This is a genomic window from Halalkalibacter urbisdiaboli, from assembly GCF_002156385.1.
Taxonomy (GTDB): Bacteria; Bacillota; Bacilli; order Bacillales; family Bacillaceae_D; genus Halalkalibacter_A; species Halalkalibacter_A urbisdiaboli.
In genome coordinates this window covers 19,595-40,256 of the sequence record NZ_MVJM01000005.1, presented here as the reverse complement: position 1 = coordinate 40,256, position 20,662 = coordinate 19,595, and the positions used below count along the sequence as shown (strand labels likewise).

General features: G+C 42.2%; 12 protein-coding genes, 21 tRNA genes, 3 rRNA genes, 1 other RNA gene and 1 pseudogene. 5 read left to right on the top strand and 33 right to left on the bottom strand.

The genetic code is table 11. The features are described from left to right. Positions 1–465, top strand: a pseudogene (locus B1R93_RS23545) (transposase); the annotation flags it as partial. A 263-nt stretch (positions 466–728) separates the two neighbouring features. Here the strand turns inward: B1R93_RS23545 and B1R93_RS23995 are convergent. From B1R93_RS23995 to B1R93_RS20835, 5 genes are all read right to left on the bottom strand, one after another. Continuing rightward, positions 729–863 carry a VanZ family protein gene (locus tag B1R93_RS23995; RefSeq protein WP_425348991.1) on the bottom strand — a complete coding sequence of 45 codons (135 nt, stop codon included), beginning with the start codon at positions 861–863 and terminating at the stop codon, positions 729–731. A 125-nt stretch (positions 864–988) separates the two neighbouring features. Beyond that, complete coding sequence (locus tag B1R93_RS20850; protein ID WP_088105850.1) at positions 989–1,609, bottom strand: NUDIX hydrolase; 621 nt, start codon at positions 1,607–1,609, stop codon at positions 989–991. A gap of 427 nt (positions 1,610–2,036) precedes the next feature. Further along, entirely contained in the window at positions 2,037–3,212 is a 1,176-nt protein-coding gene (locus B1R93_RS20845) for a TraB/GumN family protein (RefSeq protein WP_088105849.1), read from the bottom strand. A 336-nt stretch (positions 3,213–3,548) separates the two neighbouring features. Continuing rightward, positions 3,549–3,814, bottom strand: an RNA gene (gene ffs / locus B1R93_RS20840) — signal recognition particle sRNA large type. A 147-nt stretch (positions 3,815–3,961) separates the two neighbouring features. Next, positions 3,962–4,435: a hypothetical protein gene (locus B1R93_RS20835; protein ID WP_088105848.1), complete on the bottom strand. Its 474-nt coding sequence runs from the start codon at positions 4,433–4,435 to the stop codon at positions 3,962–3,964. A 166-nt stretch (positions 4,436–4,601) separates the two neighbouring features. On the opposite strand from B1R93_RS20835, the gene B1R93_RS20830 reads away from it, so the two are divergent. Beyond that, on the top strand, positions 4,602–5,462 hold the full coding sequence (locus B1R93_RS20830) for a hypothetical protein (protein WP_088105847.1): 861 nt from the start codon (positions 4,602–4,604) through the stop codon (positions 5,460–5,462). Between the two features lie 9 nt (positions 5,463–5,471). Here the strand turns inward: B1R93_RS20830 and B1R93_RS20825 are convergent, their stop codons facing one another. The 26 genes from B1R93_RS20825 to B1R93_RS20700 all read right to left on the bottom strand — a co-directional run bounded on the left by B1R93_RS20825 (position 5,472) and on the right by B1R93_RS20700 (position 15,675). Then, entirely contained in the window at positions 5,472–6,269 is a 798-nt protein-coding gene (locus tag B1R93_RS20825; protein WP_088105846.1) for an SIR2 family NAD-dependent protein deacylase, read from the bottom strand. Between the two features lie 575 nt (positions 6,270–6,844). Then, positions 6,845–7,570: an HAD family hydrolase gene (locus tag B1R93_RS20820; protein WP_088105845.1), complete on the bottom strand. Its 726-nt coding sequence runs from the start codon at positions 7,568–7,570 to the stop codon at positions 6,845–6,847. 123 nt (positions 7,571–7,693) lie between these two features. Further along, a tRNA-Arg gene (locus tag B1R93_RS20815) sits at positions 7,694–7,770 on the bottom strand. A 12-nt stretch (positions 7,771–7,782) separates the two neighbouring features. Further along, positions 7,783–7,864 (bottom strand) — tRNA-Leu (locus B1R93_RS20810). A gap of 19 nt (positions 7,865–7,883) precedes the next feature. Beyond that, positions 7,884–7,956: transfer RNA gene (locus B1R93_RS20805), tRNA-Thr, on the bottom strand. A 144-nt stretch (positions 7,957–8,100) separates the two neighbouring features. After that, positions 8,101–8,176, bottom strand: a tRNA-Val gene (locus tag B1R93_RS20800). 7 nt (positions 8,177–8,183) lie between these two features. Further along, positions 8,184–8,258: transfer RNA gene (locus B1R93_RS20795), tRNA-Glu, on the bottom strand. 11 nt (positions 8,259–8,269) lie between these two features. Then, positions 8,270–8,360, bottom strand: a tRNA-Ser gene (locus B1R93_RS20790). 1 nt (position 8,361) lies between these two features. Further along, a tRNA-Asn gene (locus B1R93_RS20785) sits at positions 8,362–8,436 on the bottom strand. 3 nt (positions 8,437–8,439) lie between these two features. After that, positions 8,440–8,516 (bottom strand) — tRNA-Ile (locus B1R93_RS20780). 16 nt (positions 8,517–8,532) lie between these two features. Continuing rightward, positions 8,533–8,606: transfer RNA gene (locus B1R93_RS20775), tRNA-Gly, on the bottom strand. A gap of 348 nt (positions 8,607–8,954) precedes the next feature. Further along, positions 8,955–9,031: transfer RNA gene (locus B1R93_RS20770), tRNA-Pro, on the bottom strand. A 22-nt stretch (positions 9,032–9,053) separates the two neighbouring features. Beyond that, positions 9,054–9,127: transfer RNA gene (locus tag B1R93_RS20765), tRNA-Arg, on the bottom strand. A gap of 4 nt (positions 9,128–9,131) precedes the next feature. Continuing rightward, positions 9,132–9,220, bottom strand: a tRNA-Leu gene (locus B1R93_RS20760). Positions 9,221–9,231: 11 nt separating this feature from the next. Then, positions 9,232–9,302 (bottom strand) — tRNA-Cys (locus tag B1R93_RS20755). Positions 9,303–9,335: 33 nt separating this feature from the next. Next, positions 9,336–9,410 (bottom strand) — tRNA-Gln (locus B1R93_RS20750). 8 nt (positions 9,411–9,418) lie between these two features. Continuing rightward, positions 9,419–9,494, bottom strand: a tRNA-His gene (locus B1R93_RS20745). A gap of 14 nt (positions 9,495–9,508) precedes the next feature. Further along, positions 9,509–9,582 (bottom strand) — tRNA-Trp (locus B1R93_RS20740). A gap of 5 nt (positions 9,583–9,587) precedes the next feature. After that, positions 9,588–9,672 (bottom strand) — tRNA-Tyr (locus B1R93_RS20735). 15 nt (positions 9,673–9,687) lie between these two features. Continuing rightward, a tRNA-Asp gene (locus B1R93_RS20730) sits at positions 9,688–9,764 on the bottom strand. A 5-nt stretch (positions 9,765–9,769) separates the two neighbouring features. After that, a tRNA-Met gene (locus tag B1R93_RS20725) sits at positions 9,770–9,846 on the bottom strand. A gap of 405 nt (positions 9,847–10,251) precedes the next feature. Next, positions 10,252–10,344 (bottom strand) — tRNA-Ser (locus B1R93_RS20720). 12 nt (positions 10,345–10,356) lie between these two features. Beyond that, positions 10,357–10,432, bottom strand: a tRNA-Ala gene (locus tag B1R93_RS20715). Positions 10,433–10,455: 23 nt separating this feature from the next. Continuing rightward, positions 10,456–10,571 (bottom strand): 5S ribosomal RNA (gene rrf / locus B1R93_RS20710). 211 nt (positions 10,572–10,782) lie between these two features. Continuing rightward, positions 10,783–13,720: ribosomal RNA gene (locus tag B1R93_RS20705) — 23S ribosomal RNA — on the bottom strand. A gap of 402 nt (positions 13,721–14,122) precedes the next feature. Further along, positions 14,123–15,675 (bottom strand): 16S ribosomal RNA (locus B1R93_RS20700). Together the 16S, 23S and 5S rRNA genes with 21 tRNA genes alongside form the textbook arrangement of a ribosomal RNA operon. 469 nt (positions 15,676–16,144) lie before the next feature. On the opposite strand from B1R93_RS20700, the gene B1R93_RS20695 reads away from it, so the two are divergent. From B1R93_RS20695 to B1R93_RS20685, 3 genes are all read left to right on the top strand, one after another. Then, positions 16,145–16,237, top strand: a complete 93-nt coding sequence (locus tag B1R93_RS20695; protein WP_088105844.1) for a YjcZ family sporulation protein — start codon at positions 16,145–16,147, stop codon at positions 16,235–16,237. Between the two features lie 494 nt (positions 16,238–16,731). Then, positions 16,732–16,917: a hypothetical protein gene (locus B1R93_RS20690; RefSeq protein WP_088105843.1), complete on the top strand. Its 186-nt coding sequence runs from the start codon at positions 16,732–16,734 to the stop codon at positions 16,915–16,917. 9 nt (positions 16,918–16,926) lie between these two features. Beyond that, positions 16,927–18,189, top strand: a complete 1,263-nt coding sequence (locus tag B1R93_RS20685; RefSeq protein WP_280949511.1) for a diguanylate cyclase domain-containing protein — start codon at positions 16,927–16,929, stop codon at positions 18,187–18,189. 272 nt (positions 18,190–18,461) lie between these two features. Here B1R93_RS20685 and B1R93_RS20675 read toward each other — a convergent pair whose 3' ends face one another. After that, entirely contained in the window at positions 18,462–19,151 is a 690-nt protein-coding gene (locus B1R93_RS20675) for a response regulator transcription factor (RefSeq protein WP_088105841.1), read from the bottom strand. Continuing rightward, a complete protein-coding gene (locus B1R93_RS20670) occupies positions 19,148–20,650 on the bottom strand; it encodes a sensor histidine kinase (RefSeq protein ID WP_165763903.1) in 1,503 nt (500 codons plus the stop codon). Before B1R93_RS20670 ends, B1R93_RS20675 begins: the two co-directional genes overlap by 4 nt. Between the last annotated feature and the right edge of the window lie 12 nt (positions 20,651–20,662).

Sequence of the window (20,662 nt, the reverse complement as noted above, 5' to 3'; positions counted from 1 at the left end):
GGTTTTACGACACATTTGGCAGGATGCTTTGGATGAAGCCGAACACTTACGACACACAGAGGTAAATAAAGAGATTTACGCCAAGCGTAAAGAAACGATTGAACGTGTCTTTGCCGATCTCAAACAAAAGCATGGTATGCGTTGGACCAACCTAAAAGGGTTGGAAAAAAACTCAATGCAGGCGATGCTTGTTTTCACTGCCATGAACCTAAAAAAATTAGCCAACTGGCACTGGAGGAACACCCATCCTCCAGCGTCACCAACAGACAATAGACGGAAATACGCGAAAACGCCTTTGAGAGTCATTTCTCAAAGGCGTTTTGTCTACGGTCTGAAAGCTTGTTTTTTTCAAAACAAGCTTTTTCTTTTTGTTCGTTTATCAAGGTTATCAGTACCATTTTGCTCAAACTTTTTACAAAACCAACAATTACACCACCCACTTACTATAAGTACAAGATGTACTAAAATGTTAAAATACTGAAATTCTTCTTTAAACAAACTGGACGTTACCAACGATAACTCTTTTGGAGCAATTGCCTATATTACCTAAACAAAATTAATTAACCTTCACCATAATTTATAATTCTCTCATGTCCAACTATTATGACCATTATTTAATCACCAAAGAAAAAGGTTGATAGAATAAGCCTATGAAAACTCACCGCTGCTATTGTGAATTCATGCATTTTGTTTGCTAATAAAGGATTTTCCAAATCTTAAACGTTAGACTAAATCGATGTGAAAACCTTTGTATTTACATTGTTTAAAATCAACTTTTTATAAATGACAAACAACAGAATTCCAACTAATCCACCCATTGTATTTAACAAGACATCATCAATATCTACAGCTCGATTCCCTATTAAAATACCACTAATTGGAATTAGGTGCTATTCAACTACAACGAGTTAAACAAGGAAAGCGATTCTCCTCGTATTGAAGCATCGCAATTTAGTTTCTTGAAGCAATTGTGCAAAACTAACACAATCTACAAACTCTCTTTAATTAGTTTTGCAACTTTTTTTAAATATGTATCTGGATGTGGTACAAAATCTAATCTATTAACCTTTTTTTCAATAGGTATCTCTTTTCCAAAGGTGTCGATCTTAAATCCATTAATTAATACTTCATCTATGTATCCGAAGCAAAGATTATAAAAATCTTTAAATTCTGTTTTAACGATTCCTGATACTTCTTCTTTTTGTAGGATATATTTATCTTTTAATTTATTACTTCGGTATAAGAAAACATTAGCAAATTCATTATCAACAAAATTATCATTTATTATGCAATCCTCAATAACACCTAATTCAGTTAATTCATTAAATGAAACGTCAACACCTAATTCTTCTTTAACCTCTCGGATTCCATCATCCATAGTTTCATGAGCTAAAATATGCCCGGCTGCAGTGATATCTAAAAGTGTTGGGAAATCTTTTTTCATATCGCTTCTAATTTGAAAAAAGATATACTCGACTCCTTTTTCTACACCAACAAACCAACAATGAAACGTTTGATGCCAATAGCCGTTTTTATGAACGTCTCTCCGGCTTGCTACACCTAATGATTTTTTATATTCATCAAAAATTTCAATCATTTCATTATCCATAGGTCACCTCTGTTAAAAATAGTCTTTTTTTATTATAGCTCTGCCATTCCATTTTTGCCCAATTATCTAATTAAGGCCTTTTTCTTAGAGTAATGCTATGCCTTATCGGATTATGTATCATCTATCGGTGGGTAGATTATGTATGCCGTGTAGAATGATAAGATTAATGTAATAGAGATTCGACAGTAAGATCAACAATCAGTGAGAGCCGTTTAAGGTTGTACATACCTTTCACTTTGTGACTCTTCTTCGTCAGCACAAACACAATTGTCAAAAGAAGAACAACTCGATAGAATTAGGATAAATAATGACACTAAAATAAGTGCTATTTTCATTTCAAGGCACCTCCCAAAATTACTATTATTATTATTTTTATTGCATCTTTCTTAATTTAAAGAAGCCACCTATTTGAAGGCAGCTTTCACATTTATGTTCCTAAAATATTTTTAATAAACAATCGAATCACATCAGCCCCACCGATGACTGTTCCTAACGTACTTCCTACATTCGTTAAGACCACAACGAGAAGGATCCGGGTTACTTTATTACTCCAAAATCCTTTTAATGTAAACACATCATCCGATAGGTTTTCGAAATCGGCTACTTTCGGACGGCGGAAGTAGGCCTCGGCAATTCCCGAGAACCACCCTGCTGCCAATAATGGGTACAAGGAGGTAAAAGGTGCAACGATAAAGGAAGCTAGTATTGTAAGTGGATGACCAAATGCAATGGCTGCTCCAAGTGCTGCAAAGAAACCGTTCCAGAGAATCCAGCTCATCGTTAAATCGACACCTGCGTCCGGATTAGCTAAAAAGGCATAGCCGATAATCGCTAGGATAAAAATCGGAATCAACCAGCCAATCAGTTTTGGCGCATTTGATTTTTTCGGTCTAACCGACAATGCTTGTAAATCATGATCTTTCTTAATTTCTTCTTTTATACCAGGAACGTGGGCTGCTCCTAATACAGCAACAATTTTGTTACCTGGTGCTTCTTTAATTTTTTGTGCTAAGAATTGATCACGCTCGTCAATTAAAGGTACCTTAAGTTTAGGGAAATTCACAGTAAAATCATGAAGCATCGAATTAAGCATATCTTCTGATTTAAGTTTTTCTAATTCTTCCTCTGTGATTTCGTCCTTACTAAAGATACTGCCGATAATCTCCATAAGAAGACGAGCTCTTCCCATCAGCCCTACCCCACTCCAAATTCGTGCAAACGTAATTTGGATGTTCCGGTCAGCTAGAACAAGGTTTGCACCAATTTTTTCAGCTGATTCAATCCCCTGAATCATTTCTTGTCCGGGCTTAATCTCATATTGTTTGGCAATTCGCTTTTGAAAGGAGGAGATGACGAGGTTCATTAATAATAGCGTTGCTTTCTTTTCTTTAATGACCTTGAAGATATCCATGCTTTTCCAGCGATCCTGATCCATCATCGATTGATAGCGTTGTTCATCTAACTCGATGCAAACCGTGTCAGGCTTTTCTGTTTCGACCAGTTCTTTTACTTGCTCAGCACTTTGCTTCGATACATGAGCTGTTCCAAGAAGAATAATCTCCTTCCCATCAACAGTAAGTCTCGTCACATTTTGTTCCAACACAGACGTTCTTCCTCCCCTAAAACCATCTTTCGTCACTTCCGATATGAAATTGACTACTTCATAGCTATGTAATTTCTTACCTACTCTATCATATACCATTGCAATTGGAAGGTAAAATAAGAAAAATCGCTTTCACATTTTTCTTTAAATGAAATCTGATCGCCCTTACTCTTTTCGTCAAGAATAAATCCGCAAAGCGGTTTGTTTAAAGCAATGTGTGGAGCCATTGCCTTCTTCGATTATGCTTTCACTTACCTACAAACCAATTATCTATAGTTTCCTAAACAACAAAAAAATCCCTCACAAAAGGGATTTCGCTCTTTATTCTATGTAAAGCCACAAACCCACCTATGATTGAATGACCTAAACGTTACCTATGTCTTCAACTCAGAAAAAGGACCTCCAGCACACGAAAGGGTACCGACTTATGGCTGCTTCCTTCCAGACCTGACCAGTTTCGTTGGGTTTTCGTTGCTAGAAACTTTTTCTTCATCATTGAATCAATAGGGCAGTCTTCACATCATCCGACCTTCAGTGGGAGTTCAACCCTGCTTTAGCGGATTGCAGGTTACAAGGCACCGCTACCTCCCCGTCTATTGCGACCATTTCTTAACTATTCTTATTGTAACCGGTTTTATTGGAATAATCCATGTAAACAATTTGTAAGTCGCACCAACTTTATCCTACCCACCATATGTTTGCTAGTTGCTCTCTTATTAACACCAATTGTAAATGATCAACCTAACAGTCTAGATTACTTTCTTCTCTCGGCTGATCCGACGTTGAAAAATTAAATAGATTGGGAGTGGAATAATAATCCAGCCTAAGCTCTTAATTAAACTATTAATCGCTTGTTGTTTTGCATTTTCAATTCGTTGCTGTTTCATCGTTACATACTGCTCTCTTAATTCTTCGTCACTTTTATGTTCGATTCCCCCTGCTTCCACCTGCTCTTTCGGTTGATGAACGTACATATTTTTGTAGTCTTCAAATGATTCGATATACGTATTAGGTGATACATAGTCTGCTACAGCCATAAATGCAAAAACCCCACCGCCAATAACCATAATTAATGTAATAAAGGCAACCGCATAATGATAAACAAGCTTCACCATTTCTTCTCGCTCCTCTTCTTTTGACTTGCTTACACCTTTCACTCCTAAAAGCAATAGAAAAACACCTAACGCTAAAATAGCAAAGAGCGCCAAACTACCCACTGCCATCTCCTCACCTCCTCGCTTTATCCATCCATTCATTATTTAACGACTCGATATGATAAGAAGTTTCGTCTTCAGTCGTATTAATTTTATGTATTTTTTTTTTAAAACTAGAGACTTCCGGAAAGAAATAGCCTAAAATTAGGGATATCTTGAAGAAGGAGGATAACGAATGCAAGAAATGATCTCGCTTTTAAAAAAAGAAAAGGTTTTATTGGTAACTGGATTACTTGGCCTGTTGTTAGGTTTGTTTTGTCAAATCTATATTATGATCTTTGGCGCTACTACCGGTGCTGAAGGGAATCTGTCAAAGGCTGTTTCTTTTAATGTTTCACTTGGGATTTTTCTTATAACGACAGCACTCATTATTGGATTTGCCCAATTGTCTAGACGAATGCTTATTACCTTTAGATGGGCGTATGTAGTGGCAGCACTTTATAGCTATGGTCTTGAAACGATACAGCATTTGCGTGGGATCGATCCAAGGTTTACACAAATTGGTAGCCCTATCGATAGTATCCTTGCCATGATATTCGGCCTGGTAGCTTTTACGATGATTGGTTTTTACATCGTTTTTGCGAGTCACTTTTTCAAAAAAAATAAATTGACAGAAGGACGTCGCGGTATTATTATAGCGATTCGTTATGGGATGTTAACGACAATGCTTTCCTTTGCCGCAGGAATATGGATAAGTGTTCTTCAAAGTAGATTTACGGGTGATACCGGTAATATCATTTGGCTCCATGGCTTTGGATTTCACGGGCTTCAGTTTATTCCCATTATCGCATGGTTACTTGAACAACAGCAGAAAATACATGGAAGGCGTCTTATTCACATTTGTGGTATTGTATGGACGATTGCTATTATCTCTATTGCCATACAAACACTCTTAGGTCAATCCATTTTTGAGCTTTCTTTCATTATTGGAGTCGCCATTTTTTCCTTCGTCGTTTATGTTTGCATCTTTATTTTCTTACTTATTACTGTGGTGAAAGAGAAAAGGCATCCCCCTACGATTACGCACGAAATGTAACAAAAATTTCTATAATTCAAGTAGCTCATTAAGCTTTTCTAACACTTCCTTAGCTTTACCTTTAACGATAACATCAAAGGGATAAAACCCACTTACCTCATCGACATTTACTAATACGGTTTTCCCTTTCGTCAATGATGGTAGTTCATTTACTGGATACACTTCTAAGCTTGTTCCAATCACAATGACTAAATCTGCTTGCTCGATGCTTTGATAAGCGGAGTCCCATACGTCACTTGGTAAAGTTTCCCCAAACAACACAACATTTGGCCGAAGCTTTCCGCCACATATACTGCAGGAGTCCTCATTCATAAACACTTCTTCTTTAACCGCTTGGTCACAATGATGACAACGAAACGAGCGAATCGAACCATGTAAAGGATAGACTGTCTTTGAACCTGATTTTTGGTGTAGCCCATCTACGTTTTGCGTGGCTATTGCTTGAATCAGGTTCTTCTTTTCCCATTTTGCAAGAATATAATGTCCAATATGGGGTTCAATGTTTTCTAGCGCCTTAACCCTCGTTTGATAAAATTCCTGAAACAAGGAGTAATGTTCTTCTAATGCATCTACTGTTGCCACTTTCCGCGGGTCAATGTTTTTCCACCAACCGGACTGAGAGCGAAAGTCTGGAATTCCACTTTCCGTTGACATTCCAGCACCAGTCAGTACTACTGTATATGTGGATGATTGTAACAACTGTACAAGCTGAACCAGTTCAGGATAACAGACTTTAGCCCATTTTAGCTTTTCCTCCTTTGTTAATGCTTCGTTGGACAACGTTTTCCAATCACCATTGTGTTCCATTTCATGACTCCTTTTAAATATATATTTTTATATGTATATATAAAATGAAGCAACGTACTAAGGAGGAATAAAAAAATGAAATCAAGAAATATTGAACAATTCACTCAATTAATTCAGTTTTCAAATGTAAAAGAATTTACGAATCAATGGAGTGAGCTCTGACACTTTCGAACATCATTTTTCTAAAGAAAGATAAAAAGAAATATACTAAACGTCTTGATACGTCAACGTTAGATAACCATTCAGAACTCGATTTCACATTCGTCCCCGACTCAATCCCCGACCCTTTCAACCTTCAATCAAGCATCAACCATTTGCGAATTATGGACGAAAACCTAAATAGCGTATTACGGCGCTAACTTTGATGAGAGCACTCCTGTTAAATCTCTTTTGCCAACGATTATCAAAACGTTTAAGCAAACGGTCTTTCAATATAAACAAAACCGGATTGACAATACCTTTATGCAATACTATTTTGGTACACTCAGACGGATGTTTTCCGTAGAAAAACGAAAACTAGTCGCTGCAACAACTAGATGGTGGCAGTGGTCAGAGCAAAATGAATGTATATGCCTTCACGCTTTAGCGAAAATCCCTTCTTGCTTTTGTAGCTTTTGATAGAGTTCTTCCAATGTACCGTGATCATCAATTGGATAGTTTGATGTACCACGATCAATGACATTTCCTTCAACTAAGAACGTCTTCATTCCTAGTGTTCCTGCAACCATATCTTCTTGCATATCATTTCCAATCATGATGCAATCTTCTGGCTTTGTATGTAATTGCTCACAAATCGACTCATAATAATAATGATGAGGCTTCGTAAACGAACTCTCTTCATACACCGTGATAAGCTCAAATGGTACCTCAGCAATTCCAGCCCATTGAAGTCGATGATATATCGCTACCTTTGGAAAGACTGGATTTGTAGCAATCGCTAATTTATAGCCTTGACTAATTGCTTCTTCTAAAAGACTCTTCGCTAGTGGCGTTGGTTGAGTTAAGCTAGAAAAAGTCGGAAACACCGTCTCATAAAAATCATCTAATGTCGGCCAAATCTCTTCTCTTTTTAAAGCTGTCAATCTTAAAAAAGTTTCTTCAAACACTTGTTCATTTGTCTTTTTAGAATCAAGATTATGAATCATCGCATCCGTTCCTGCCAATAGGGCCTTCACAAATAAATTCGGTTCTAGAATATGCCCTACTCTCGGTGCTAGTTCTTTAATATAATGTTTTACGAATGAATCAGTATCCATCGGTAATAACGTACCATCTAAATCAAATAATATTACGTTAGCCATTTTAAGACCTCTACTCATTTCTATTTTAATATAGGAAATCATACCATATTTTAACTACAACCCCTAACAAAAAGGCACGAAACATTAAGAAATGATTCGTGCCTTGAAAGGTATGTAGTTAAATGGCGCACCCTAGAGGATTCGAACCTCCGACCGACGGCTTAGAAGGCCGTTGCTCTATCCAGCTGAGCTAAGGGCGCTCAGTTTTGAAATGCGGGTGAAGGGAGTCGAACCCCCACGTCATAAGACACTAGATCCTAAGTCTAGCGCGTCTGCCAATTCCGCCACACCCGCAAGTTTAATAATATAAAAGTGCCGGCCAGAGGACTTGAACCCCCAACCTACTGATTACAAGTCAGTTGCTCTACCAATTGAGCTAGACCGGCATGCTATTATGTGAATCGAACCTTATGCTCTTGTGTCTCTTCCTCTAGCTAGTAATGCTCCGTAGTTGACTACGTCGAGACAACTCGTTGCTTACTCGACGAGGTAAACGCTCGTCTCTACCAGTTGAGCTAGACCGGAATATATGGTGGAGGATGACGGGATCGAACCGCCGACCCCCTGCTTGTAAGGCAGGTGCTCTCCCAGCTGAGCTAATCCTCCATTTCGTTGGTGACCCGTACGGGATTCGAACCCGTGTTACCGCCGTGAAAGGGCGGTGTCTTAACCGCTTGACCAACGGGCCATTTATAAAAGTGGCGGAGAAGGAGGGATTTGAACCCTCGCGCCGCGTAAACGACCTACACCCTTAGCAGGGGCGCCCCTTCAGCCACTTGGGTACTTCTCCTTGGCTCCACAGGTAGGACTCGAACCTACGACCGATCGGTTAACAGCCGATTGCTCTACCACTGAGCTACTGTGGAATATGGTGGGCCTAAGTGGACTCGAACCACCGACCTCACGCTTATCAGGCGTGCGCTCTAACCAGCTGAGCTATAGGCCCATTTCATGTAATTAAATGGAGCGGGTGATGAGAATCGAACTCACGACATCAGCTTGGAAGGCTGAGGTTTTACCACTAAACTACACCCGCATCTTTTTCAACTGTTACCCTCATTCATCTTACGCACATTCATGTCTCTTCCTCTTCTAGCAACTCTTCGTAGCTTGCTGTGTCGAGACAACTCGTTGCCGTTTCGACGATGTAAACGCTCGTGGCTGAGGTTTTACCACTAAACTACACCCGCATCTTTTTCAATTGTTACCCTCATTCATCTTACGCACATTCATGTCTCTTCCTCTTCTAGCAACTCTTCGTAGCTTGCTGTGTCGAGACAACTCGTTGCCGTTTCGACGATGTAAACGCTCGTGGCTGAGGTTTTACCACTAAACTACACCCGCATCTATTTTCAATCACAATCTAAGCTTGACCTTAAAACAATGGTCGGGAAGACAGGATTTGAACCTGCGACCCCCTGGTCCCAAACCAGGTGCTCTACCAAGCTGAGCCACTTCCCGTCACTACTATATGTTTTCATAGCGCGCCCGAGAGGAGTCGAACCCCTAACCTTTTGATCCGTAGTCAAACGCTCTATCCAATTGAGCTACGGGCGCATGTTGGTGCCGAGGGCCGGACTTGAACCGGCACGATAGTCACCTACCGCAGGATTTTAAGTCCTGTGTGTCTGCCAATTCCACCACCCCGGCAATTGGTGTGAAGGCGGCACCCGGATTTGAACCGGGGATCAAGGTTTTGCAGACCTGTGCCTTACCACTTGGCTATGCCGCCAAGAAACAATAATGGTAGACTACTTATAAAAAATGGCTGGGCTAGCTGGATTCGAACCAACGCATGACGGAGTCAAAGTCCGTTGCCTTACCGCTTGGCTATAGCCCATTAGTTTATGGGGCGACTGATGGGAATCGAACCCACGAATGCCGGAACCACAATCCGGTGCGTTAACCACTTCGCCACAATCGCCATAAATCATCAACTGGCAGGGGCAGTAGGAATCGAACCCACACCGGAGGTTTTGGAGACCTCTGTTCTACCGTTAAACTATGCCCCTATTAGTGGTGGAGGGGGACGGATTCGAACCGCCGAACCCTTAGGGAGCGGATTTACAGTCCGCCGCGTTTAGCCACTTCGCTACCCCTCCATATTTGATTTATAATGGCGGTCCGGACGGGACTCGAACCCGCGACCTCCTGCGTGACAGGCAGGCATTCTAACCAACTGAACTACCGGACCATTTTTGGTTGCGGGGGAAGGATTTGAACCTCCGACCTTCGGGTTATGAGCCCGACGAGCTACCAGACTGCTCCACCCCGCGTCGTTTTAAAGTAATGGATGTTGTTTTTCAATGAAGAATACATCTTCCTCTTCTTGTATTTTAAGAAGTTGATGCGTCGATGTTACTCGTAGCATTTTCACGATGAGAATGCTCGTTGCTCCACCCCGCGTCGTCATATAGTAATGGATGTTGTTTACTCAATGATGTTGTCTCTTCCTCTTCTCGTGTTTCAAGAAGGTCATGCGTCGAGACATGTCGATGTTTTTTCTACGAAGTTTCGCTTCATGCTCCACCCTGCGTCGTCATATAGTAATGGATGTTGTTTACTCAATGATGTTGTCTCTTTCTCTTCTCGTGTTTCAAGAAGGTCATGCGTCGAGACATGTCGATGTTTTTTCTACGAAGTTTCGCTTCATGCTCCACCCGGTGTCGTTGTAGATTTGATGGCGGAGGAAGAGGGATTCGAACCCCCGCGCGGTTTAACCCGCCTGTCGGTTTTCAAGACCGATCCCTTCAGCCGGACTTGGGTATTCCTCCGCATGAATTATTTGGTGGAGCCTAGCGGGATCGAACCGCTGACCTCCTGCGTGCAAGGCAGGCGCTCTCCCAGCTGAGCTAAGGCCCCATAATAAGAAATTATTTAGTTATGCCTGGCAACGTCCTACTCTCGCAGGAGGAATCCTCCAACTACCATCGGCGCAAAAGAGCTTAACGACCGTGTTCGGCATGGGAACGGGTGTGACCTCTTCGCTATCGCCACCAAACTTTTTGACTTCAGATAACCGGCGAATTTCTTCGTCAGCTGCGTGATCTTCGGTCATGTCACGTACGGGTGTACGCTCCATTCCTCAGTCACTTGCTTCCTCGAACTTCTTGGTTTTCTTTGTCAAACTAAGAATGTTGAGATGATTCTCTCAAAACTAGATAATGTGTAAACAAGTCACAATCTGAGTGTGACATCTGTCAAGAATGTTATTGGATAAGTCCTCGACCGATTAGTATCTGTCAGCTCCACGTGTCGCCACGCTTCCACACCAGACCTATCAACCTCATCATCTCTGAGGGGTCTTACTGGATTAACTCCATGGGAAATCTCATCTTGAGGGGGGCTTCATGCTTAGATGCTTTCAGCACTTATCCCGTCCACACGTAGCTACCCAGCGATGCTCCTGGCGGAACAACTGGTACACCAGCGGTGTGTCCATCCCGGTCCTCTCGTACTAAGGACAGCTCCTCTCAAATTTCCTACGCCCGCGACGGATAGGGACCGAACTGTCTCACGACGTTCTGAACCCAGCTCGCGTACCGCTTTAATGGGCGAACAGCCCAACCCTTGGGACCTACTTCAGCCCCAGGATGCGATGAGCCGACATCGAGGTGCCAAACCTCCCCGTCGATGTGGACTCTTGGGGGAGATAAGCCTGTTATCCCCAGGGTAGCTTTTATCCGTTGAGCGATGGCCCTTCCATGCGGAACCACCGGATCACTAAGCCCGACTTTCGTCCCTGCTCGACTTGTAGGTCTCGCAGTCAAGCTCCCTTTTGCCTTTGCACTCTACGAATGATTTCCAACCATTCTGAGGGAACCTTTGGGCGCCTCCGTTACTGTTTAGGAGGCGACCGCCCCAGTCAAACTGCCCACCTGACACTGTCCCTGAACCGGATCACGGTTCGAGGTTAGAATGTCAGCACAGTCAGGGTAGTATCCCACCGACGCCTCCATCGAAGCTGGCGCTCCGACTTCCAAGGCTCCTACCTATCCTGTACAAACTGTACCAACATCCAATATCAAGCTACAGTAAAGCTCCATGGGGTCTTTCCGTCCTGTCGCGGGTAACCTGCATCTTCACAGGTACTATAATTTCACCGGGTCTCTCGTTGAGACAGTATCCAAATCGTTACACCATTCGTGCGGGTCGGAACTTACCCGACAAGGAATTTCGCTACCTTAGGACCGTTATAGTTACGGCCGCCGTTTACTGGGGCTTCAATTCAGAGCTTCTCCTAATGGATAACCCCTCCTCTTAACCTTCCAGCACCGGGCAGGTGTCAGCCCCTATACTTCGCCTTGCGGCTTCGCAGAGACCTGTGTTTTTGCTAAACAGTCGCTTGGATCTATTCACTGCGGCTCTCTCGGGCTTGCACCCTATCAGAGCACCCCTTCTCCCGAAGTTACGGGGTCATTTTGCCGAGTTCCTTAACGAGAGTTCTCCCGAGCGTCTTAGAATTCTCTTCTCGCCTACCTGTGTCGGTTTGCGGTACGGGCACCTCTCACCTCGCTAGAGGCTTTTCTAGGCAGTGTAGAATCAGGAACTTCGGTACTATATTTCCCTCGCCATCACAGCTCAGCCTATGCGGTAAGCGGATTTGCCTACTTACCAGCCTAACTGCTTGAACGCGCATATCCATCAGCGCGCTTACCCTATCTTACTGCGTCCCCCCATTACTCAAACGGTGAGGAGGTGGTACAGGAATTTCAACCTGTTGTCCATCGCCTACGCCTTTCGGCCTCGGCTTAGGTCCCGACTTACCCTGAGCGGACGAGCCTTCCTCAGGAAACCTTGGGCTTTCGACGGAGGGGATTCTCACCCCTCTTTTCGCTACTCATACCGGCATTCTCACTTCTATGCGCTCCACCAGTCCTCTCGGTCTGACTTCGCTGCACATAGAACGCTCCCCTACCACTGACACCATAAGGTGTCAATCCATAGCTTCGGTGATACGTTTAGCCCCGGTACATTTTCGGCGCAGAGTCACTCGACCAGTGAGCTATTACGCACTCTTTAAATGGTGGCTGCTTCTAAGCCAACATCCTGGTTGTCTGGGCAACTCCACATCCTTTTCCACTTAACGTATACTTTGGGACCTTAGCTGATGGTCTGGGCTGTTTCCCTCTTGACTACGGATCTTAGCACTCGCAGTCTGACTCCCGAGGATAAGTATTTGGCATTCGGAGTTTGACTGAATTCGGTAATCCTGTGGGGACCCCTAGTCCAATCAGTGCTCTACCTCCAATACTCTCACCTCGAGGCTAGCCCTAAAGCTATTTCGGGGAGAACCAGCTATTTCCGAGTTCGATTGGCATTTCACCCCTACCCACACCTCATCCCCGCACTTTTCAACGTGCGTGGGTTCGGGCCTCCATTCAGTGTTACCTGAACTTCACCCTGGACATGGGTAGATCACACGGTTTCGGGTCTACGACCACGTACTATGGCGCCCTATTCAGACTCGCTTTCGCTACGGCTCCGCCTTATCAGCTTAACCTTGCACGGGATCGTAACTCGCCGGTTCATTCTACAAAAGGCACGCTGTCACCCATAAACGGGCTCCAACTAGTTGTAGGCACACGGTTTCAGGATCTCTTTCACTCCCCTTCCGGGGTGCTTTTCACCTTTCCCTCACGGTACTGGTTCACTATCGGTCACTAGGGAGTATTTAGCCTTGGGAGATGGTCCTCCCGGATTCCGACGGGGTTTCACGTGTCCCGCCGTACTCAGGATACACTCAAGAGGAAACGAAGTTTCGATTACAGGATTGTTACCTTCTATGATGGGCCTTTCCAGACCGCTTCATCTACTCCGTTTCTTTGTAACTCCGTATAGAGTGTCCTACAACCCCAAGAGGCAAGCCTCTTGGTTTGGGCTGTTTCCGTTTCGCTCGCCGCTACTCAGGAAATCGCATTTGCTTTCTCTTCCTCTGGGTACTTAGATGTTTCAGTTCCCCAGGTCTGCCTCCTCGTATCCTATGTATTCAGATACGGGTACCATCCCATTACGGATGATGGGTTCCCCCATTCGGATATCCTCGGATCAAAGCTTACTTACAGCTCCCCGAGGCGTTTCGTCGTTCGTCACGTCCTTCTTCGGCTCCTAGTGCCAAGGCATTCACCGTGCGCCCTTTCTAACTTAACCATTTGGCTTCAGATAACCTTCGAATTTCTTCGTCAACTGCATGGTCTTCGGTCATGTCACGTACGGGTGTACGCTCCATTCCTCAGCCACTTGTTTCCTCGAACTTCTCGGTTCTCTTTGCCAAAACGTCTTATTTAAAAAAGTCGTTTTGAATTCTTGACATGCTCGTTCAAACAAAGTCAGTTAAGACTCCGGTGAACAAAACATTGTTTACATTCATTATCTAGTTTTCAAAGAACCATATTTACGGCTAGGTTATTTACTATAACACTAGACACAAATTTTTGAAAGGAGTAAATCCTTCCAATTATAATTGAGAGTTTTGAGTTCTCTCAAAACTGAACAAATAGCACAAGCGTCAAACAACCGAAGTTGTCTGTCGACTAGAGTTAAACTCCATAGAAAGGAGGTGATCCAGCCGCACCTTCCGATACGGCTACCTTGTTACGACTTCACCCCAATCATCTGTCCCACCTTAGGCGGCTGGCTCCAAAAGGTTACCCCACCGACTTCGGGTGTTACAAACTCTCGTGGTGTGACGGGCGGTGTGTACAAGGCCCGGGAACGTATTCACCGCGGCATGCTGATCCGCGATTACTAGCAATTCCGGCTTCATGTAGGCGAGTTGCAGCCTACAATCCGAACTGAGAATGGCTTTATGGGATTGGCTCCACCTCGCGGCTTCGCTGCCCTTTGTACCATCCATTGTAGCACGTGTGTAGCCCAGGTCATAAGGGGCATGATGATTTGACGTCATCCCCACCTTCCTCCGGTTTGTCACCGGCAGTCACCTTAGAGTGCCCAACTAAATGCTGGCAACTAAGATCAAGGGTTGCGCTCGTTGCGGGACTTAACCCAACATCTCACGACACGAGCTGACGACAACCATGCACCACCTGTCACTTATGTCCCCGAAGGGAAATCCCTATCTCTAGGGAGGGCATAAGGATGTCAAGACCTGGTAAGGTTCTTCGCGTTGCTTCGAATTAAACCACATGCTCCACTGCTTGTGCGGGCCCCCGTCAATTCCTTTGAGTTTCAGCCTTGCGGCCGTACTCCCCAGGCGGAGTGCTTAATGTGTTAACGTCGGCACTAAGGGCATCGAAACCCCTAACACCTAGCACTCATCGTTTACGGCGTGGACTACCAGGGTATCTAATCCTGTTTGCTCCCCACGCTTTCGCGCCTCAGCGTCAGTTACAGACCAGAGAGTCGCCTTCGCCACTGGTGTTCCTCCACATATCTACGCATTTCACCGCTACACGTGGAATTCCACTCTCCTCTTCTGCACTCAAGTCTCCCAGTTTCCAATGACCCTCCCCGGTTGAGCCGGGGGCTTTCACATCAGACTTAAAAGACCGCCTGCGCGCGCTTTACGCCCAATAATTCCGGACAACGCTTGCCACCTACGTATTACCGCGGCTGCTGGCACGTAGTTAGCCGTGGCTTTCTGGTTAGGTACCGTCAAGGTGCCGCCCTATTCGAACGGCACGTGTTCTTCCCTAACAACAGAGTTTTACGAACCGAAATCCTTCATCACTCACGCGGCGTTGCTCCGTCAGACTTTCGTCCATTGCGGAAGATTCCCTACTGCTGCCTCCCGTAGGAGTCTGGGCCGTGTCTCAGTCCCAGTGTGGCCGATCACCCTCTCAGGTCGGCTACGCATCGTCGCCTTGGTAAGCCGTTACCTTACCAACTAGCTAATGCGCCGCGGGCCCATCCCTTAGTGATAGCCGAAGCCATCTTTTATGACACAACCATGCGGTTGCATCTCTTACCCGGTATTAGCACCGATTTCTCGATGTTATCCCAGTCTAAGGGGCAGGTTGCCCACGTGTTACTCACCCGTCCGCCGCTAACGTCATAAGAGCAAGCTCTTAATCAGTCCGCTCGACTTGCATGTATTAGGCACGCCGCCAGCGTTCGTCCTGAGCCAGGATCAAACTCTCCATAAAAATGGTGAGCTGATTAGCTCGAATAAATAATAAATTGACGAGATTTGATTTTATCGAAATAAAACAATCTCTTTTTCGCTTGGCTTTTGTTCAGTTTTCAAAGAACTTGTTTGTCACTCATCAGCGACATTTATTATCATAACATAATAATTTGTTCTACGCAACAACTTTTTAAAAGTTTTTTAAGGACTATTCAAGTCCGTTGTCAGCGACAAGTAATAATATATCACGTTATAAAGTTCTACGCAAGTGTTTTTTGAGATATTTTTTTGCGGCTAGATTTAATAATCTAACATAACTTCACGAAAAAGACAATAACTCCTTAGAAAAAAACAGGAAACATTTCTATAGATAGAAGCAATCGGGGACACTCACCTATTTATTAGGGAAACGAGACATTCCCCCACCCATTAACTACATATCTACTTAAAGATTTCGTGTAGTTACTCAAAAAGGGAGGTTATTCTTTATGAGTCACGTAACAGGAAGCTACTTTACATTAATCATTGTGTTATTTACCCTACTCGTAATTGTAGGTCGGATTATATCGTTTAATAGATAATTACCTACGACAAGGGCTCCCCTTGTCGTTTCTCTACAACTTCGTAAGAGATAATCAAATAATAAATAAAATGCCTCCAAATACCCTTGAAGGCAACTCACCATCTATTTACTATTTCTTCATAACATCTGTTCCTTTTCGTGATTGCAAATAAAGCATGAATCAGTATCTCCACCCGAAAGTTATTGTACTGCTCCTCCTAGTACCGTTTGAACGTAGGGATCATCCGCTAACTCGGGATTGACTTCAATTAATCTAATCATTGATACCTCAATTGTATATAAGCTTTGTTTTGCACCTTCAATAGCCTCAATAACGCCACCCGATATTAAATAATGACAAGTTTAACTCTGAGTTTTCTTGGAATATTTATCACTACATTTTTTACCCTAACAGATCGCTACTGATCTTCTTTTTCAAATTTCTTTACTACTCATTGTCCACTTTTTTTATTACAATATAATTTAGCATAATTTACAGAGGAGCATATTATCATGAATGTACCAAAATTAATGACCTCGGCAAAGCAAGTGTTTAAAATGATGGCTAATTTTATCGGGACAAATACTTTTTATATTGCTTTAAACGATGGCAAAACAAATCGTATCGTTCAAGCCTTTAATAAAGAAGAGCTTTTAGTTGTTAAGGGCTCCGAACATTTATATATGGATTCTTTATGAAAAGTTAATATTGGTTGCGGTCGTGAACCGCTAGCGATACCTGATTTAACCCTTCATCCTATGACAAAGGAATTGGAAATATCAAAAAGCTTAAAAAGTTACCTTGGAACACCAATAACGGCAAAAAACGGTGTGATCATTGGAACACTTTGTGCCGTTGATTCAATTCCATTCCATTTTAACGAGAATCATATCTCCTTTATTCAAAGTATGGCGGACTATATAAAAACCTTAATGGAGTTTGATGAAGAAATTCTTAAAAGAGAGCAAGCGCAAAAAGAATTACATGACCATAACAAAATTTTAACAGCCATTGCCCAAGGAAGCTCCTTGGATGGTATTTTAGATCAAATTTGCTATACTGTAGAACAATTAAATCAAGCTGTATACTGTTCCATTCTTGGCTCTGATCCTGTAGCGAATATCCTAACGCTATTGTCAGCACCAACTTTATCGGATACCTATAAACACCTACTTCGCCAAGTACCAATCGGTCCAAAACAGGGATCATGCGGAACCGCGGCCTATCGAAAAGAACATGTCATTGTTACGGATATCCAACATGATCCTTTGTGGGAGAATTATCAGGAACTTGCTGTAGCAGAAGGGTTAAAATCCTGCTGGTCCTTCCCAATTTTTGCATCAAATCATGATGTACTTGGAACATTCGCTATTTATTACAAAGAGCCAACCTCACCTTCAAATGAAGAAATTGAGCGCTTAAGTAACTTTTCCGCACTTGCTTCGATTGCGTTAGAGAAAAAAAGAGACGAGGAGAAAATTTACTTTTTAGCCTATCATGACGATTTAACAAAGCTTCCAAACCGGCTTCTTTTACGAAACTATTTTGATTCTGTCATGACTGATGAATCTCTTTTTATTATGATTCTCGATTTAGACGAATTTAAAGAAATTAATGATACACATGGACATTCATTTGGGGATGAGCTTTTAATTGAGGTTGCTCAAAGGTTACAGGATTGTGTGAAGGATATTGGCATGGTCGCTCGATTAGGTGGGGATGAGTTTGCCTTTATTATTCGGAAAGACAATCAAGATTCTGTCCAAGAAATCGCTAAGAATATTATTGGACTAGTGAAAGAGCCTGTCGTATTTCGTGGTGAGGAATTAAAGGTAACCGCTAGTCTTGGTATTTCGATGTACCCTAAGCATGCCTCGACTTTATCAGAACTGAAAAAATATGCGGATCAGGCTATGTATAAAGCGAAAGGACACGGAAAAAACCAATTAGCATTTTTTAAGGAATCTTAAGATAAAAGAGACTGACCTTCAGATTTTTACCTTTGGCCAGTCTCTTTTTTTAATTGAGTACTTATCGGATTGCATAATAAGTAGCTTTAGCACATCAATATTAATATCTGGTACTTTATTAATATACACACAAGCCCTACCACAAAGTCCTTTACTAATTCTTCGCGTCTCGTTTCACCTTCATGCCTGTCATATATTTGTAATGATACGAACCAAAGCCAATGATATTATCTCCAACATTTTAGCCTGACAACCATTTCACACACAGCCCATCATGCTTTAAAACGATACCCAACACCCCAAATAGTTTCAATATATTGAGGTTCTGCTGATGTCAATTCTATTTTTTCCCGAATTCTTCCGATATGAACGGTGACAGTTGCGATATCTCCAGCTGAGTCCATCCCCCATATTCGTTCAAATAAATCGTTTTTTGTAAATACTTGATTTGGGTGAATCGCAAGAAACATCAACAAATCGTATTCTTTCGAGGTTAACGTCACTTCTTTTTCATTAACATAAACTCTTCTTGCTCTCTTGTCGATGATAAGTCCACGAATGCAAAGCTCCTCTTTCACTTTAGATTCTTGTCCCACAAGCCTTTCATAACGAGCTAAATGAGCTTTCACTCTGGCAACAAGCTCACTTGGACTAAAAGGTTTTGTCATATAGTCATCAGCCCCTAAGCCAAGTCCTCTTATGATATCAATATCTTCTTTTTTAGCGGATACCATCAAAATAGGGAGATTGGTTTGGGAGCGAATTTGTTTACATATATCAAAACCATTCATATTCGGGAGCATTAAATCAAGAATTAGTAAATCGAATGCTTCGGTTAATGCTTTCTGTAAACCGAGATCACCTCTTGTTTCGATCACGACATCCATTTCACTCATTTCTAAATAATCCCGTTGAAGTTCGGCTATACTTAAATCATCCTCAATGATTAAAATTCTTTTCACTCTATCCCTCCCTTTTCTTTTGCATAAGCGTCGTCAGAAAGAACTCTCTTTAAGGTAAAACGTATCGTCGTACCATCTCCAAGCTTGCTTTCAGCGCAAATCCTTCCACCATGAGCAAGGATGATTTCCTTTGCAATGGCTAATCCGAGACCACTTCCACCATTTTCGTTTGATCTGGCGGAGTCCTCCCGATAAAATCGGTCAAAAATTAAGGGAAGATGTTCGGAGGAGATCCCGATTCCATTATCGGTTATTTCAATTGCGACATACTCCGCTTCTTCCTTTAACGTAACAGAAATTCTTTTTTCTTCTTTTTCTATAAATTTTAAGCTATTTTCAATGATATTGAGAATGACTCTTTTTAACTGAACTCTATCGGCCATAACCGTTGTTTCATATAAATTGTTATTTTCATAGTTAAAGTGTACGTTCTTGCAACGAAAATCGATTCGTAAATCATCAATACAATCCTGTAAATAGTCGTTGCTATTTACTTCTTCAAAATGAAACGATACGCGTTTTAAATCAAGTTTTGAATAGAAAAATAACTCGTCAATTAATTTATCTAAATCACTCGCTTTTTTATAGATCGTTTCAATATAGCGGTCAAGCTTCTCAGGATTATTTGCAACACCGTCACGAATACCTTCTACGTAGCCTTTTATTGCTGTCACCGGCGTTCGTAAATCATGCGAAATGTTTGAAATGAGCTCTTTCCGATTATTATCGACTTTAAGATTTGTTTCGATCGATTCTTTTAGCCGAATCCTCATCTCCTCGAATGCATCGACCACTTGCCCAATTTCGTCTTTACAGTGACACGTCTCTAAACTAAAATCTAAATTCCCTTCTTTTATATGCTCTGCTGCACCTTTTAGATCTTGTAAACTTTTAATAACACTTCGAGAAATAAAATGAGTAAGCAAACAATTTGTCACAATAACAGAAAAGAGGAATAGGAGACCGACAGTCGGTAAGGATGTATTCAGTATTTTTACAATCGGACTCGTTTCAATGACTAAATAAAGCGCACCTGGCGTACCGTCTCCATATTCGACCGCCATCCGTAAGCTTTGATAACTACGACCATCCATCGTAATAGCTTCGGTATGATAGATAGATGGCCCATAAGGTTTGGATAGCTGTTCAGTAATAGCTTTAGTAAAAAGATCTGATTGATAAATGAATTCTGTCCCCTTTATCACAAAAAAACCGGCCTGCCTCTTTTCTAACTGACTAGTGTACAAACTTAAATAGGATTCTGTTAATAAGTGGTCCGGGTCTTGTCGCACCTCATTTTGAACATTTACAATCGGAAATAACTCATCATTTAAAAAGCTTTCAAATGTATCCGTTTCAGCTATATTATAAAAATTCTTTAGTCCAGAAAGGTGTTCACTAAAGATGTTCATCGTTAGAAGAATAAATAACGAAAGGAGAATGATTGGCGCAAGAATTGCTAAAATATATGATATAAGTAGCTTAAAACGGATGGACATTTGCATTTTCCT

What these genes read in the sequence shown, in the direction of transcription:
- B1R93_RS20850 (WP_088105850.1), bottom strand. Translation starts at nt 1,609, where the DNA reads ATGGATAATGAAATGATTGAAATTTTTGATGAATATAAAAAATCATTA.
- B1R93_RS20835 (WP_088105848.1), bottom strand. Translation starts at nt 4,435, where the DNA reads ATGGCAGTGGGTAGTTTGGCGCTCTTTGCTATTTTAGCGTTAGGTGTT.
- B1R93_RS20830 (WP_088105847.1), top strand. Translation starts at nt 4,602, where the DNA reads ATGCAAGAAATGATCTCGCTTTTAAAAAAAGAAAAGGTTTTATTGGTA.
- B1R93_RS20825 (WP_088105846.1), bottom strand. Translation starts at nt 6,269, where the DNA reads ATGGAACACAATGGTGATTGGAAAACGTTGTCCAACGAAGCATTAACA.
- B1R93_RS20820 (WP_088105845.1), bottom strand. Translation starts at nt 7,570, where the DNA reads ATGGCTAACGTAATATTATTTGATTTAGATGGTACGTTATTACCGATG.
- B1R93_RS20695 (WP_088105844.1), top strand. Translation starts at nt 16,145, where the DNA reads ATGAGTCACGTAACAGGAAGCTACTTTACATTAATCATTGTGTTATTT.
- B1R93_RS20690 (WP_088105843.1), top strand. Translation starts at nt 16,732, where the DNA reads ATGAATGTACCAAAATTAATGACCTCGGCAAAGCAAGTGTTTAAAATG.
- B1R93_RS20670 (WP_165763903.1), bottom strand. Translation starts at nt 20,650, where the DNA reads ATGTCCATCCGTTTTAAGCTACTTATATCATATATTTTAGCAATTCTT.